Origin of the sequence: Nonomuraea sp. NPDC049684 (genome assembly GCF_044465345.1) — a bacterium.
Taxonomy (GTDB): domain Bacteria; phylum Actinomycetota; class Actinomycetes; order Streptosporangiales; family Streptosporangiaceae; genus Nonomuraea.
Genome location: NZ_JBITLO010000003.1, coordinates 643,299 through 657,065, shown reverse-complemented (window position 1 = coordinate 657,065; position 13,767 = coordinate 643,299). Strand labels below are relative to the sequence as shown.

At 70.7% G+C, this 13,767-nt stretch carries 11 protein-coding genes; 3 read left to right on the top strand and 8 right to left on the bottom strand.

Annotated elements, in window-relative coordinates; genetic code table 11:
* Positions 1–2 precede the first annotated feature (2 nt).
* Genes coaE through ACIBST_RS13325 form a run of 3 tightly spaced genes read right to left on the bottom strand, consistent with a single transcriptional unit; the run spans position 3 to position 1,422 of the window.
* Positions 3–605 carry a dephospho-CoA kinase gene (gene coaE / locus ACIBST_RS13335; protein ID WP_397171480.1) on the bottom strand — a complete coding sequence of 201 codons (603 nt, stop codon included), beginning with the start codon at positions 603–605 and terminating at the stop codon, positions 3–5.
* A gap of 48 nt (positions 606–653) precedes the next feature.
* Positions 654–824, bottom strand: coding sequence for a hypothetical protein (locus tag ACIBST_RS13330; RefSeq protein ID WP_397171479.1), 171 nt, complete (start codon positions 822–824; stop codon positions 654–656).
* A 25-nt stretch (positions 825–849) separates the two neighbouring features.
* Complete coding sequence (locus ACIBST_RS13325; protein WP_397171478.1) at positions 850–1,422, bottom strand: dihydrofolate reductase family protein; 573 nt, start codon at positions 1,420–1,422, stop codon at positions 850–852.
* Positions 1,423–1,494: 72 nt separating this feature from the next.
* On the opposite strand from ACIBST_RS13325, the gene ACIBST_RS13320 reads away from it, so the two are divergent.
* The gene (locus ACIBST_RS13320; RefSeq protein ID WP_397171476.1) at positions 1,495–2,067 is read left to right on the top strand and encodes a TetR/AcrR family transcriptional regulator; all 573 of its coding nucleotides are present in this window, start codon (positions 1,495–1,497) and stop codon (positions 2,065–2,067) included.
* Positions 2,068–2,379: 312 nt separating this feature from the next.
* Here ACIBST_RS13320 and ACIBST_RS13315 read toward each other — a convergent pair whose 3' ends face one another.
* From ACIBST_RS13315 to polA, 5 genes are all read right to left on the bottom strand, one after another.
* Positions 2,380–2,835, bottom strand: coding sequence for a GNAT family N-acetyltransferase (locus ACIBST_RS13315; RefSeq protein ID WP_397171474.1), 456 nt, complete (start codon positions 2,833–2,835; stop codon positions 2,380–2,382).
* A gap of 99 nt (positions 2,836–2,934) precedes the next feature.
* Positions 2,935–5,217 carry an alpha/beta hydrolase gene (locus ACIBST_RS13310; RefSeq protein WP_397171653.1) on the bottom strand — a complete coding sequence of 761 codons (2,283 nt, stop codon included), beginning with the start codon at positions 5,215–5,217 and terminating at the stop codon, positions 2,935–2,937.
* 796 nt (positions 5,218–6,013) lie between these two features.
* A complete protein-coding gene (gene rpsA / locus ACIBST_RS13305; RefSeq protein ID WP_352358288.1) occupies positions 6,014–7,495 on the bottom strand; it encodes a 30S ribosomal protein S1 in 1,482 nt (493 codons plus the stop codon).
* Positions 7,496–7,684: 189 nt separating this feature from the next.
* Positions 7,685–8,740: a polysaccharide deacetylase family protein gene (locus ACIBST_RS13300; protein ID WP_397171473.1), complete on the bottom strand. Its 1,056-nt coding sequence runs from the start codon at positions 8,738–8,740 to the stop codon at positions 7,685–7,687.
* Between the two features lie 162 nt (positions 8,741–8,902).
* The gene (polA, locus tag ACIBST_RS13295; RefSeq protein ID WP_397171471.1) at positions 8,903–11,593 is read right to left on the bottom strand and encodes a DNA polymerase I; all 2,691 of its coding nucleotides are present in this window, start codon (positions 11,591–11,593) and stop codon (positions 8,903–8,905) included.
* Positions 11,594–11,724: 131 nt separating this feature from the next.
* Here polA and ACIBST_RS13290 point away from each other — a divergent pair, with 131 nt between their 5' ends.
* Together ACIBST_RS13290 and ACIBST_RS13285 are read left to right on the top strand one after the other, a co-directional pair.
* Positions 11,725–12,075, top strand: a complete 351-nt coding sequence (locus tag ACIBST_RS13290) for a PaaI family thioesterase (protein ID WP_387645449.1) — start codon at positions 11,725–11,727, stop codon at positions 12,073–12,075.
* A 518-nt stretch (positions 12,076–12,593) separates the two neighbouring features.
* Positions 12,594–13,754: a branched-chain amino acid ABC transporter permease gene (locus ACIBST_RS13285; protein ID WP_397171469.1), complete on the top strand. Its 1,161-nt coding sequence runs from the start codon at positions 12,594–12,596 to the stop codon at positions 13,752–13,754.
* The last annotated feature ends 13 nt before the right edge of the window (positions 13,755–13,767 follow it).

The following is a 13,767-nucleotide window of genomic DNA, read 5'->3' as shown; positions in this document are numbered from 1 at the left end:
GGCTAGCCGCGGGCGGCGCGGCGGACGAGCTCGTGCCAGACCTCCTCGACCCGGGCCTCCAGGTCGTCGAGCGAGCCCTCGTTGGGGATCACCAGGTCGGCGGCGGCCAGGCGGTCCTCCCGGCTCGCCTGGGCGGCGATGCGGGCCTTGGCGTCGGCCTCCGGCATGCCGCGATGGTCGGCCAGGCGCCGGATGCGCACCTCGTCGGCCGCGTCGACCACGATCACCAGGTCGTACATGGGCGCCAGCTTGTTCTCCACGAGCAGCGGCACGTCGTAGACCACGATCGCGTCGTCGGCGGCCTGGCCCTGCAGCTCGGCCACCCGCTCCCCCACCAGCGGATGCACGATGGCGTTGAGCGCGGCCAGCCGGTCGGGGTCGGCGAAGACCACCGAGCCCAGCCGCTCCCGGTTCAGCGAGCCGTCGGGGCGCAGCACCCCTTCCCCGAACGCGGCCACCACCCGGGACAGCCCCACCGTGCCGGGCTCGACCACCTCTCGCGCGATCTTGTCGGCGTCGATGACGACGGCGCCCCTGGCCGACAGCCGCTTGGACACCTCGCTCTTGCCGGAGCCGATGCCGCCGGTGAGCCCAATCTTCAGCACCGGAAAAGACTACCCATCCCGGCGTACCCGGTCATCCCGGCGGCTCGCTCAGTAGCCGCCGCGGCGTGGCGCGGCGGTCGGGCGGCGGGAGAGATAGGCCGGGCCCGTGAGCCGGCCCGCGGGCTTGAGGTCGCGCGGCTGCTGGTCGTGCCGCTCCGGAGAGCGGGCCGGCCGGCCGGACCTGGCCTGGGTGATCGTGGCGGGAAGTTTGATTCGCATACGTTTTCCTCCTCGGGGGTGTGTGTCAGGCCCGGGTGAGCCAGGTGACCTGGGCGCCGTTGTCGAAGGACTCGCGCCTGGTGGGGGTGAACAGGGTGGGGCTGAAGCGGCCGGAGAACATGGAGATGCCCGCCCCCGCCACCACGGGGTAGCGCTTGAGGATGATCTCGTCGATCTCCGGGAGCAGCGAGCCGGCGAGCCTGCCGCCGCCGCAGAGGTAGATGTCCATGCCGGTGTCCTCGGCCTTCAGCCGCCGGACGAGCTCGATCGGGTCGCCCTTCTCCACGTGCACCGTGGGGTCGTCGATCGTCAGCGTGCTGGAGACGACGTACTGGCGCAGGTGGGAGTACGGGCTGGTGGTGGGCACCTCCAGGGCCGGCTCGAAGGTGCCGCGGCCCATCACCAGGGTGTCGAACACCTTGTTGGGCACGCCCTCAAGGCCGACGAGCCGGCGGATGTGGGTGGGCAGCGTCTCGGGATAGCGGGTGTTGATCCACTCGGCCATCTCGGCGGACACGGGGTAGAAGTCGAACTCGGCGCCGGGCCCGGCGATGTAGCCGTCGAGGGACACGCCGATGTAGTAGACGAGCTTTCGCATTCGCAGCAACTCCCGCTGTAGTACTATGAGTGGAGTGGTTTGAACGTAGTACTACGTCTGGAGTGGTGTCAAGTGCGGAAGAACCCCGAGCGGAGGCAGGCGCTGATCGACGCGGCCATCGAGGTGCTGGCCAGGGAGGGAGCGCGCGGGCTGACGTTCCGGGCCGTCGACGCCGAGGCGGCCGTGCCTCCCGGCACGGCCTCCAACTACTTCGCCAGCCGCGACGACCTGTTCACCCAGGCAGGCGGACGCATCTACGAACGCCTGCTGCCCGACGCGGCCACGCTCGCCCGCGGCCAGGAAGGCGTCCAGGACGAGACCCGCTACGCCGAGCTCATGCACGAGCTGGTGGACCGGATCACCGCCTTCAACTCCGGCTACCTGGCCCTGCTCGAACTGCGGCTGGAGTCCACCCGGCGTCCTGAGCTGCGCGCCGTGCTCACCAAGCGCATCCGCGAGGACATCGACGCCAACATCGGCTACCACGCGACGTCGGGCCTGCCCGGCGACTCGACCTCGGTGGTTTTGCTCTACCTCGCCCTGAACTGGCTCATCGTCGAACGGCTGACCCTGCCGGACATCTTCAGCGAGCAGGAGGTCCACCAGCTCGTGGACGCCGCCGTACGAAGGTCACTGAACGGCTGACCCTGCCCGGGGCGATCGGTCCCGGCCCGGGCAGGGTCACCGGGCGGGGAGCTTGCTGAGGGCGGCGTCGGGCGAGGCGAGGCCGAACCGGCCCGAATGGAAGACCTGCGCGCCCGTGGCCAAGACGCCGCCGGACTCGCCGCGCAGACAGCGGGCATGCCCGCACCGCCGTTCTGAGCCGGAGCGCCCGCGACGCCGTTCTGGGCCGAAGCGCCCATGCCATCGTTCTTCGCCGGGGCGCCTCGCCCTTGTCGGTTGCGAGGGCAGGGTAGGGACTGCGCCGTCGCGGGGAAGGCCGCGCCGGGGAAACGATCAGGCCGGGCTGCGGCGCAAGTGGATCAAGGTGAGGTGGTCGTCCATCCGCTCGCGCCGGGTCTCGCGGTAGCCGAGCCGCCGGTACAGCCGCAGGTTCCCCTCCGACAGATGCCCTGTGAACAGGTCGAACGCCCCCGCCTCCGGAATCTGCTCGTGCAGCGCCGCGAGCAGCGCCGTACCGAGCCCCTGGCCCTGGCGGTCGGGCGCGACCACGAGCCGCCCGACCAGGCAGGTGGTGCCGGCCACCTGCCCACGCACTGCGCCGACGATCCGGCCGGCGTCCACGGCCTTGAGGACGACGCCCGTCTCGACGGCCTTGCGCACCTGCTCCAGAGACTCCACGAGCGGGGGGATGTAGGGGTCGCCGTAGAGCTGGGCCTCGCTCACGTACGCCGCCCGCTGCAGGGTGAGGATCTCGCCCGCGTCCGCCGCCACCGCCCGTTCGATCTTCACGCCAGCACCCTATCTGCTGCCTTCCCACCGCCACCGCCGACTTCCAGGCCCTCCGGCATCCTGGTTCCCGGCCCCGGTCCTTCCTCCCGCGCCTGCCTGCTAGGGGGCGTTGCCCGCCGTGAGCTCGCCCGGGCAGAACGTGCCCGGCTTCGGCAGCACGCCGTTGACCAGGTAGTCGTGCACCTTCGTACGCAGGCAGGCGGCGCGCAGCCTGCTCACGCCCTGTGCCAGGTACGCGCCCTGCCCGTCCCCGTGCCACAGCACCCTGGCCCCGGGGATCTGCGCCGCCACGCGGGCGGCCCCGGAGGACGGGGTCTCGTTGTCCAGCCGTCCCACGCCGACCAGCACCGGGGGCACCTTGAGCCCGGCCGCCAACGGGTGCGGCGCCCAGCCCGGCGAGCGCGCCACCCCCAGGCACCTGCCGACCTCCGCCCGCCCGCTCAGCCACCCCACCCGCGGGGCCTCCTTCCGCAGTAGCGCCTCCACCTGGAGGAACAGTCGATAACCAGGCACCGCCAACCCGAAGTCATGACACCACCTGACCCCCTCAGCACTCTCCGTCCCCACCTCCGACGCCACTCCCCCTACCGCACCGGGAACCGCCTCCCGAGGCTGCGACACCGCCCCCACCGTCCCTGACGCCGCCCCCGCACCGGACACGACGCCTCCATCCGCCACTCCAGGGGTCACCGCTCCGGAGGCCACTCCAGGGGCCGCCACTCCAGGAGCCACCGCTCCGGGGGCCGCCGTGTCAGAAACCGCCGCTCCAGGAACTACCGCCCCGCCCCGAGGGGTCGCCCCCACCATCCTCTGAGGCGTCGCCCCCGGCCTCCCCGGCAGCGCCTCAGAGGGCCCGGTCGCGGCCGTTCCGAGAGGCGTCTGCCCTGTACCAAGGGGTGTTCCCGCCATCCCCGAAGGGGCCGCCTGTCCCGCACCGGGAGCTGCCCCCGCCGTACCAGGAGGCACCAGTCCCGCGCCGGGGACTGCCCCCATCGGGCCGGGAGGCACCTGGCCAGCGCCCAGGCGGGCTCCCGCCGTACCCCCGGGGGCCGGCTGTCCTGCGCCAGGGGTGGCCGCTGTTGGGCCGGGAGGGGTGGGCTGTGGGGGCTGGGCCGGGAGGAGGGCGGCCAGGCTCGTGGCGTCGCCCGTACGGGCGCTGGAGAGGGCGTGGGCGAGCGCCGGCCATCGTGCGGGCGTGAGGCCAGCCCATACGGCGGCGGCGATCTCGTGCCCGCTCACCGTACGCCCGCCGCCACCCAGCCGCAGCGGCGCGCGCCTGACCAGGCCGTCGAACACCCGGACGGCGTCCGCGCGGCCGAGCGGGCAGCCGGGACGGTTCCGGCACCAGTCGCGGAAGTGCCCGAGCTGCCGCTCCTGGGCGCGGGCATGGGCGAGCAACCGCCGTTCGAGCCCGGTCTCGGTGTGGTCGGGCAGCCCCTCCAGGTACATCCGCCCGGCCCGGCCGGGGAACAGCTCCAGGTACGCCTGCCCGTACACGCTCCCGTAGCCGTTGCCGAGGTAGCGCAGGCGCGACTCCCCCAGCGCGGCACGTACGGCATCGAGGTCGTGGGCGACCTGCCAGGACGTCAGCCCGGCGTAGGCGGGCCCGAGCGCGGCGCGGCAGGCCCGGTCGTAGACGGCGTTGTCCCGGGCGAACGCGCGCCAGGCCGTCCGCCCCTCGGACACCTGCAGCCGGGCCGGGTCCGGCCGGGGTCGGGGGCACGCCCCCGCGTGCCCCCCATCCCCGGCCCCGCGCGCCTCGACCAGCACGACGTCGAACCATCTGGCCAGTTCGCCCACGGTGTCCGGCCGCGCTGCGACCTCTCGTACGACCGACTCGGCCCCCGTGTTGACCACAAGAGCGCCGAGCCGCCGCAGCGGGTCCTGGGCGGGCACCATGGCGAGCCGGACGGTCACGCGGCCCTCGCGCGGCCTGGCCCAGTCGGCGGGGACGGGCAACGTGGCGCACCGCAGCCCGCCACCGCACTCGGACCAGGCGAGCGTCTCCCGCCCTGGCACCGGCCGCACCCGCCCGGCGACGCCCTGCTTCCCACCCGCCGCCCCCGGCTCGGCCGCCCCCAGCTCCCGCCCTGCCGCCCCCGCCGCGCCGGCTGCCCCGGCTGCTCCGGCTGACCCGAGCTCCGATGCTGCCGACCCGGCCGTCCCGAGCTCGGACGCCGTCGATCCGGCCGACCCCAGCTCCGCCCCGGACGATCCGGCCGTGTCCTGCCGCGGCTGCTCAGGCCAGGCGGTCTCGGGTCGCGGCTCCGCGAGCTCGGTCGCGTCGCGTTCCGGCCACGGGGTCGGCGAGGCCATCAGGCGCATCTCCTGCCCGACTCCCCCGCCTGCCGCCAGGACCAGGACGGTGACCGCCGCCACCATCGGGATCACGCGCCGAACCATACGCACCGCATCGCCCCCGAACGCTCGTACCTCCCGCCGCATGCCAGTTTCCCAGCGGCCGTCTTCGCAGGTAGAGAAGTCGTAAAAGGTCGATGGGTAAAATCTCGCGCCCGCTCGGCGATTCTCCGTGCCACCGACTCCCCGACCCCTTAGAGAACCCCGCTCGGGCCAGAGGACGGAAAAGACAGATCGGGCGTATCACCCTCTCAGGGGCCATGCGGCAGTCGCCACACCCGCAGACCACTCTCAAGCGGGTTCAGCCGGCGAGGACCTGGCGGCGCCGGCCGAGTGAAACGCAGCTGACGGCCACCCCGATGACCGCACGCTCATACGCCACTGTGCCGGCGCAGGGCGGCGGTGACGGCTTGGGTGGTGGGGGGAGGGAGGCGGCGGGCCCGCCGGGGTAGGGATGGCGACGAATGCGGGCGGGCCTCGCGGTGGGCCGCGCGTCAGCCCTGTGCGACACCGTCCACCGCTCGATCTCCGGCGCGGCCCCTCCGAGCCCGCCGCAAGGAGCCCCGACGGCCTCACTGAGTGCGGCTGCGTCTCAGCAGCGGGCTGCTGCCGAGGGGAGCGGCCAGGGCGCGCCGCCTACGCGGGCCTGAGGCGTACCGGGCAAGGTGGTTCGACAAGGCCGCGAGTTGGGCGGCAGGCTCCGGAACGCCGAGGCGCAGGGCATCACGGAAGCCCCTTGGGACCCCACGCCCGTCCCGGAGAAGAGGGCATGAAAAAGCCCCGCACGGGTAACCCGTGCGGGGCTTTTCAAGGCTGAGCCTTAGCTCTGGCCGCCCGCGAGCTTCTCGCGGAGGGCTGCGAGCGCCTCGTCAGAGGCGAGCGCGCCGCTGGCCGGAGCCGACGACGAGCTGCCCGACGGAGGAGCGGTCTCGCCGCTGTAGGACGAGGGAGCGGCCTCGCCGGCCTCCGCCTCGGCCTTGCGGGCCTCCTCGATCTGCTTGCGGTGAGCCTCGAAGCGCGTCTGGGCCTCGGCGTACTGCCGCTCCCACTCCTCACGCTGCTTGTCGAAGCCCTCGAGCCACTCCCCGGTCTCCGGGTCGAAGCCCTCGGGGTAGATGTAGTTGCCCTGGTCGTCGTACGTGGCCGCCATGCCGTAGAGGGTCGGGTCGAACTCGACCTCGGTGCCGACACCCTCGTTGGCCTGCTTCAGCGAGAGGCTGATGCGACGACGGTCGAGGTCGATGTCGATGATCTTCACGAAGATCTCGTCGCCGACCTGGACGACCTGCTCCGGGATCTCCACGTGGCGCTCGGCCAGCTCGGAGATGTGGACCAGGCCCTCGATGCCCTCCTCGACCCGGACGAACGCACCGAACGGCACCAGCTTGGTGACGCGGCCCGGCACGACCTGGCCGATCTGGTGGGTACGGGCGAACTGCTGCCACGGGTCTTCCTGCGTGGCCTTGAGCGACAGGGAGACGCGCTCGCGCTCCATGTCGACGTCGAGGACCTCGACCGTGACCTCCTGGCCCACCTCGACGACCTCGGACGGGTGGTCGATGTGCTTCCAGGACAGCTCGGACACGTGGACCAGACCGTCGACCCCGCCGAGGTCGACGAAGGCGCCGAAGTTGACGATCGAGGAGACGACGCCCTTGCGGACCTGGCCCTTCTGCAGGGTGTTGAGGAACGTCTGGCGAACCTCGGACTGCGTCTGCTCCAGCCAGGCGCGGCGGGAGAGAACCACGTTGTTGCGGTTCTTGTCGAGTTCGATGATCTTCGCCTCGAGCTCGCGGCCGACGTACGGCTGCAGGTCGCGGACCCGTCGCATCTCGACCAGGGAGGCGGGGAGGAAGCCGCGCAGGCCGATGTCGAGGATGAGACCACCCTTGACGACCTCGATGACGGTACCGGTGACGATGCCGTCCTCGTCCTTGATCTTCTCGATCGTGCCCCAGGCGCGCTCGTACTGCGCGCGCTTCTTGGACAGGATCAGGCGGCCCTCTTTGTCCTCCTTCTGGAGAACAAGGGCCTCGACGTGCTCCCCGACCTCCACGACGTCAGCAGGGTCGACATCGTGCTTGATCGAAAGCTCGCGCGAGGGGATGACACCCTCGGTCTTGTAGCCGATGTCGAGAAGGACCTCGTCTCGATCGACCTTGACGACGGTGCCCTCGACGATGTCGCCGTCGTTGAAGTATTTGATGGTCTCGTCGATCGCGGCGAGGAAGGCTTCCTCGGACCCGATGTCGTTGACCGCTACCTGCGGGGTGCTCGAGGTGGCCTCAGTGCTGGACGTCATGTGTGGAATTGCTCCGAACGCGGACAGATGTCGATGTGGCGTGCGCGGCAGGCCCTCTTCCGCATCAAGCCGAGGAATTACGACATCGACGTGACCGAGCGCGAGCCCGCTCCGTCTGAGGCGCGCGCGAGCCCACAGCGCAGCGATCAGCATATGAGACCTTGGCCGCGGGGTCAATCCGGAGGCACATCAGTACGCGATGATCTGGGACTCCCGCTTGGGGTTGATATTACCCCGTAGTTTGCGCGGGACGGAGATCCGCGTGGGGTCGCCGTCCGACACGTAGCGCTCGCCAGGGTGCTTGTTCAGCCACTCCAGCCAGTACTGCGAGCACCACTTGCGGCACTCTCCCCGCTTGCCGTTGCTCTGGATCCGCTGGATCGCCCCACGGTCGAAGTTTTTCGCGAAGGGCGAAAGGGACGGCTGGGCCCCGGCGAGGAACACGCCCGCGAAATCATAGCGGGTCCCGTCCCAGGAGCCGGTACGGGCGAGCTTCTTGGGTCGCGGCACCGACCCGTACGGCAGGGCCAAGGTCTTGTCCGGCGGCGCCCCCAGCTTCTTGAGCAGGCGCTCCAGCCGGACGATCTGCTCGCGCACCTTCTTCTTGCCCAGCCGCCGCAGGTCCGGATGGGACCAGGTGTGGTTGGCGACCTCGAAGCCGTGATCGACCAGCCACCGCACCGCCGCCGCCTGCCGCTCCTGGTCGCGCAGCCCGAACGGCTCACGGGTGATCCAGAACGTCGCGGCCGGCCGGAACGAGGGGTAACGATTGGCCACGTCGAGGATCACGCCGACGGCGGTGTCGGGCTTGGGGTTGCCCGAGTCGTCGAGCGCGAAGTGGCTCGGATGACCGTCGTCGAACGTCAGCACGACCGGGAACCGCCCGGCCGGCACCCGGATGTCGCCGGTGGCGAACTCCCTGGCCGTGATGGGCACGTAGCCCTGCCTGGCCAGCTTCTCCAGCTCCTGCCTGAGCTGGCCGGGGGTGCGGTCGATGGAGGCCACGCGCTTGCGCAGGATCCGGTGGTACATGATGACCGGCACCAGGCCCGCCTCGTTGGCGCGCACCTGCCGGGCGAAGTCGGGGGTGGCGACCACGCCGGGAGGCTGGGAGGCGTCCTGCGGCTGCCCCTGCGGGGGCGAGACGGGGGCGATCACGCCGACCCGGGCCGACGCCTGGGTAGTAGGAGTGTCACCGTCGGGTAAGAGGCTCAGCCCCACGACGGCCACGCTCACCACGGCCACGTTCGCGATTGCGATGATCCGCGTATAGGACGCTGGTACCCGCACAAATCTCCCGGCATCTCGGCCAAAACTGTCTTCAGCGTAGACGAGATGCCCCGGAGACGGCGGGGCCTCGCCGTTCGCGATATGTCGAACTGCCCCGCCGTGTCGGGATAAACATCGTCAGTGGCCGGCGTCCTGCCACGTACGCCCGACGCCCACCGAGACCTCCAGCGGGACGCGCAGGTGGTAGGCGGCGTTCATCTGGTCGCACACGAGCTGCCGCAGCGTCTCCAGCTCGCCCGGCGCGACCTCGAACACCAGCTCGTCGTGGACCTGCAGCAACATCCGCGAGGCCAGCCCCTCCTCGGCGATGGCCTGGTGGACGTGGAGCATGGCGACCTTGATGATGTCGGCCGCCGAGCCCTGGATGGGGGCGTTGAGCGCCATGCGCTCGGCCATCTCCCTGCGCTGGCGGTTGTCGCTGGTCAGGTCGGGCAGGTAGCGGCGGCGGCCCATGATCGTCTCGGTGTAGCCGTCGGTGCGCGCCTGGGCCACGATGGCCTGCAGGAAGTCGCGCACGCCGCCGAACTCGGTGAAGTACTCCTCCTTCAGCGCCCGCGCCTCCGAGACCGGGATGTTGAGCTGCCCGGACAGGCCGAAGTCGGACAGGCCGTAGGCCAGGCCGTAGTTCATCGCCTTGATGCGCGCCCGCAGCTCGCTGTCGATCTGCTCGGGCGGCAGGTCGAACACCCGCGCCGCGGTGGCCTGGTGGAAGTCGTGGCCGGACTCGAAGGCCTCGATCAGCGACTCGTCGCCGGACAGGTGGGCCATGATGCGCAGCTCGATCTGGCTGTAGTCGGCCGTCAGCAGCCGCTCGTAGCCCTCGCCGACCACGAAGCCCTGCCGGATGCGGCGGCCCTCGGCGGTGCGGATCGGGATGTTCTGCAGGTTGGGCTTCTCCGACGACAGGCGGCCGGTGGCGGCGATGATCTGGTTGAACGTGGTGTGGATGCGCCCGTCGTCGCCGACCTCCTTGATCAGGCCCTCGACCGTGGTGCGCAGCTTCTGCTGGTCGCGGTGGCGCAGCATGATCGTCGGCAGCTCGTGCTCGGTCTGGGTGGCGAGCCAGGCGAGCTGGTCGGCGTCGGTGCTGTAGCCGGTCTTGATCTTCTTGGTCTTCGGCAGGTTGAGCCGGGTGAACAGGATCTCCTGGAGCTGCTTGGGCGAGCCCAGGTTGAACTGCTCGCCGACGGAGCGGTGGGCCTCCTCCACGGCGTGCTTGACCGCGGCGCCGAACTCGGCCTCCAGGCCCGCGAAGTACTCGCTGTCGACGGCGATGCCGGCCCGCTCCATCCCGGCCAGCACCGACAGCAGCGGCAGCTCGACGTCGGCCAGGAGCTGGGTGCCGCCGCGGCCGGCCAGGAAGCCCTCCAGGGAGTCGGCCAGCTCGCGCACGGCGTGGGCGCGCAGCGCGAGGTCTTTGGCCGGCGCGTCCTCGTCGTCGCCGAACAGGGCGGCCTGGCCGCCGGACTCCTCCTCGGCCCGCAGGTCGCGGTGGAGGTAGCGCCTGGCCAGGTCCTCAAGCGCGAACGTGCGCTGGCCCGGCATGGCGAGGTAGGCGGCCAGCGCGGTGTCGCAGCTCAGGCCGCGCAGCTCCATGCCCTGGGCCCACAGGGCCAGGATCGGGCCCTTGGCGTCGTGGACGGCCTTAAGCCTGCTCTCGTCGCCCAGCCAGGCCCGCAGCGCCGCCTCGTCGGCCTCGGTGAGCTTGACGGGGTCGATGTGGGCGGCGGTGCCGTCGGGCGAGGCGACGGCGATGCCGTCGATGCGGCCCGAGCCGCTGCCGTAGGAGCCCTTGAAGGCCAGCCCGGCGCGGCCCTGCGGGAGCGCCGCCAGCCAGCCGGCCACCCGGTCGGGGCCGAGGATGACGGTCTCGACCTCGAAGCCCTGCTCGGGCTCCGCCTCGCCGGTGCCGAGCACCTTGAAGACGCGCTCGCGCAGCTCGCCGCGGATCTGCAGGGTGTCGAACAGCTTGTTGATCTCCTCGCGCTCCCACGCCCCCTGGGTGAGGTCGCCGAGCGCGACGTCGAGCGGCACGTCGCGCAGCAGCTCGGTCAGGCGGCGGTTCATCAGCACCTGGGCGACGTGCTCGCGCAGCTTGTCGCCGACCTTGCCCTTGACCTCGTCGACGCGGTCGACCAGCGCGGTGAGGGAGCCGAACTCGCGCACCCACTTGGCCGCGGTCTTCTCGCCGACGCTGGGGATGGACAGCAGGTTGTCGCTGGGGTCGCCGCGCAGGGCGGCGAAGTCGGGGTACTGGGCCGGGGTCAGGCCGTACTTCTCCTCGACCGCCTCGGGGGTGAACCGGGTCATGTCGCTGATGCCGCGGCGGGTCATCAGCACGGTGACGTGCTCGTCGACGAGCTGCAGGGCGTCGCGGTCGCCGGTGACGATCAGGACGTTCATGCCCTCGGCGGCCGCGCGAGTGGCCAGGGTGGCGATGAGGTCGTCGGCCTCGAAGCCCGCCTTGGACAGATGCGGGATGCGCAGCGTGTCGAGCAGCTCGTAGATGAGCTGCATCTGGCCGCGGAAGTCTTCGGGGGTCTCGCTCCGGTTGGCCTTGTAGTCGGAGTACTCCTCGTGGCGGAACGTCGGCTCCGACCGGTCGAAGGCCACCGCCACGTGCGTCGGCTGCTCGTCGCGCAGGATGTTCGTCAGCATCGAGGTGAACCCGTAGACCGCCTCGGTGTGCTGACCGTCGGTGGTCATGAGGTTGGCGTCTTTGAGCGCGTAGAAGGCGCGGTAGGCCAGGGAATGCCCGTCAAGCAGCAACAGGCACGGGCGGCTGGGGGTCACTTCACTCTTCGGCACGTACGCAGCCTAGTCTGCGTCAACGACAGAAAACCCGAGCTCGGAAGAGTGGAGACATCCCCTTGACGCAGACCGATCCTCTCGACTTCTCCGCCTACGGCGCGGTGCACGAGGGCACGCTGGCCCACCGCATGGGCATCGAGTTCGTCGAGGCCGGGCCCGAGCGCGTCGTCGGCAGGATGCCGGTCGAGGGCAACACCCAGCCCTACGGCCTGCTGCACGGCGGCGCGTCGGCGGTGCTGGCCGAGACGCTGGGCTCGGTGGCCGCGGCGATCCACGCCGGCCCCGGCCGCATCGCCGTCGGCATCGAGATCAACGCCACCCACCACCGCTCGGCGACCTCCGGGTACGTGACGGGGGTCGCGACGAGGTTGCACGGCGGACGCACTTTGGCGACGTACGACATCGAGATCACCGACGAGGAGGGACGGCGGGTGTGCACCTCCCGCTTGACGTGCATGCTGCGCGACCAGCGCCCCTGACGTCACTTTGACCGAACCTTTGCGCAGCGGCCCCATCGATCGCTACGGTTGTCCGAACAGAGCCCGCGGGGAGGCCCGGTAGATAACGTGTACGGCCGGGGAAGCCCTACATGGCCCCAAAGGCCGCTCCGCGGGCTCGTTCACGTTTTCTCCCCATCGTTACCGTTTCGTTTTCGGCCCGGCCAGGCGTCTTCCCTCATTTAGCCCCTGACCTGCCGCGTTGTTTGCTCACATGTGTGGCACACGCATGTCACTAATTGGTGACGAACCATGCTGAAACGGGCGTCTGCGGAATAAGCTCCCGCCATTGCATCCCAGTTGTGCCTGCGATGCGCGCGTGTCGAGATGGAGGGGTACAACCCCGCCTTGACCTATTTGAGGGAGCACCATTGCGCAGAGCCGTGATCGCGTTCACGGCCTTCCTGGGTGGACTCATCTTCCTGCTGGCCAGTCCCGCGCAGGCGGGGCCGGCCGGATGCCAGGGCTTGAAGGGGACGCTCAAACTCCAAGGCCAGCCAGTGAACGGCGTCAAAATCGCCGTGACCACCGAGGGCGGACAACCCGTCAAGGAGGTCACAACAAACGCACAGGGCACGTGGGAAGTTCCTACCGACAAGGGCAAGTTCAAGGTCACCCTTGACCCGAACTCCCTTCCGAAGAACGCCGAGGTGCGCGGTGGCAGCAACGTCCGCACCCCGACCGTCTTCGAGGGCAACTGCTCGACCGTGCTGTTCGCGTTGCAGGCCAAGGGCGTCGCCGGCCAGCCCCAGGGAGACGAGGAGAGCGGGGCGGCCACCTTCTGGGACACCGCGGCGCAGCTCGCCTTCGAAGGGCTCAACCTCGGCCTGATCATCGCCCTGGCCGCGCTCGGCCTGTCGCTGATCTACGGCACGACCGGCCTGACCAACTTCGCCCACGGCGAGCTGGTCACGCTCGGCGCGGTGCTGGCCTACATGTTCAACGTGGGCTTCGGGCTCCATCTCATCCCCGCCGCGGTGCTCGCGGTGGCGCTGGGCGGCGCGTTCGGCTACGCCCAGGACCGCCTGTTCTGGGGCCAGCTGCGCAGGCGGGGCACCGGCATCGTCGCCATGATGATCGTCTCCATCGGCGTCGCGCTGGTCATGCGCTACGTCATGCTGATCTTCTTCGGCGGCCAGAACGAGGCCTACGCCCAGTACACGGCCCAGCCGGGCGTCCAGTTCGGGCCGATCTCCGCGGCGCCCAAGAACTTCGTGGCGATGGGCATCGAGCTGGCCGTGCTGCTCCTGGTCGGCTTCGCGCTGCTGCGCACCCGTACCGGCAAGGCGGCCAGGGCCGTGTCGGACAACCCCGCGCTCGCGGCCTCGTCCGGCATCAACGTCGACCGGGTCATCCGGATCATCTGGACCCTGGGCGGCGCCATCGCGGCGCTGGCCGGCATCATGCTCGGGCTCTCCCAGAACCTGAAGTACACGATGGGCCAGGACATCCTGCTGCTCATCTTCGCCGGCGTCACGCTCGGCGGGCTCGGCACCGCCTTCGGCGCGCTGGTCGGCTCGCTGGTGGTCGGCCTGTTCATCCAGGTCTCGACCCTGTGGGTGCCGCCGGAGCTCAAGAGCGTCGGCGCGCTGGTCGTGCTCATCATCGTGCTCCTCGTCCGGCCCCAGGGCATCCTGGGCCGCCGCGAGCGAATCGGCTGATCGGGGGAGGATC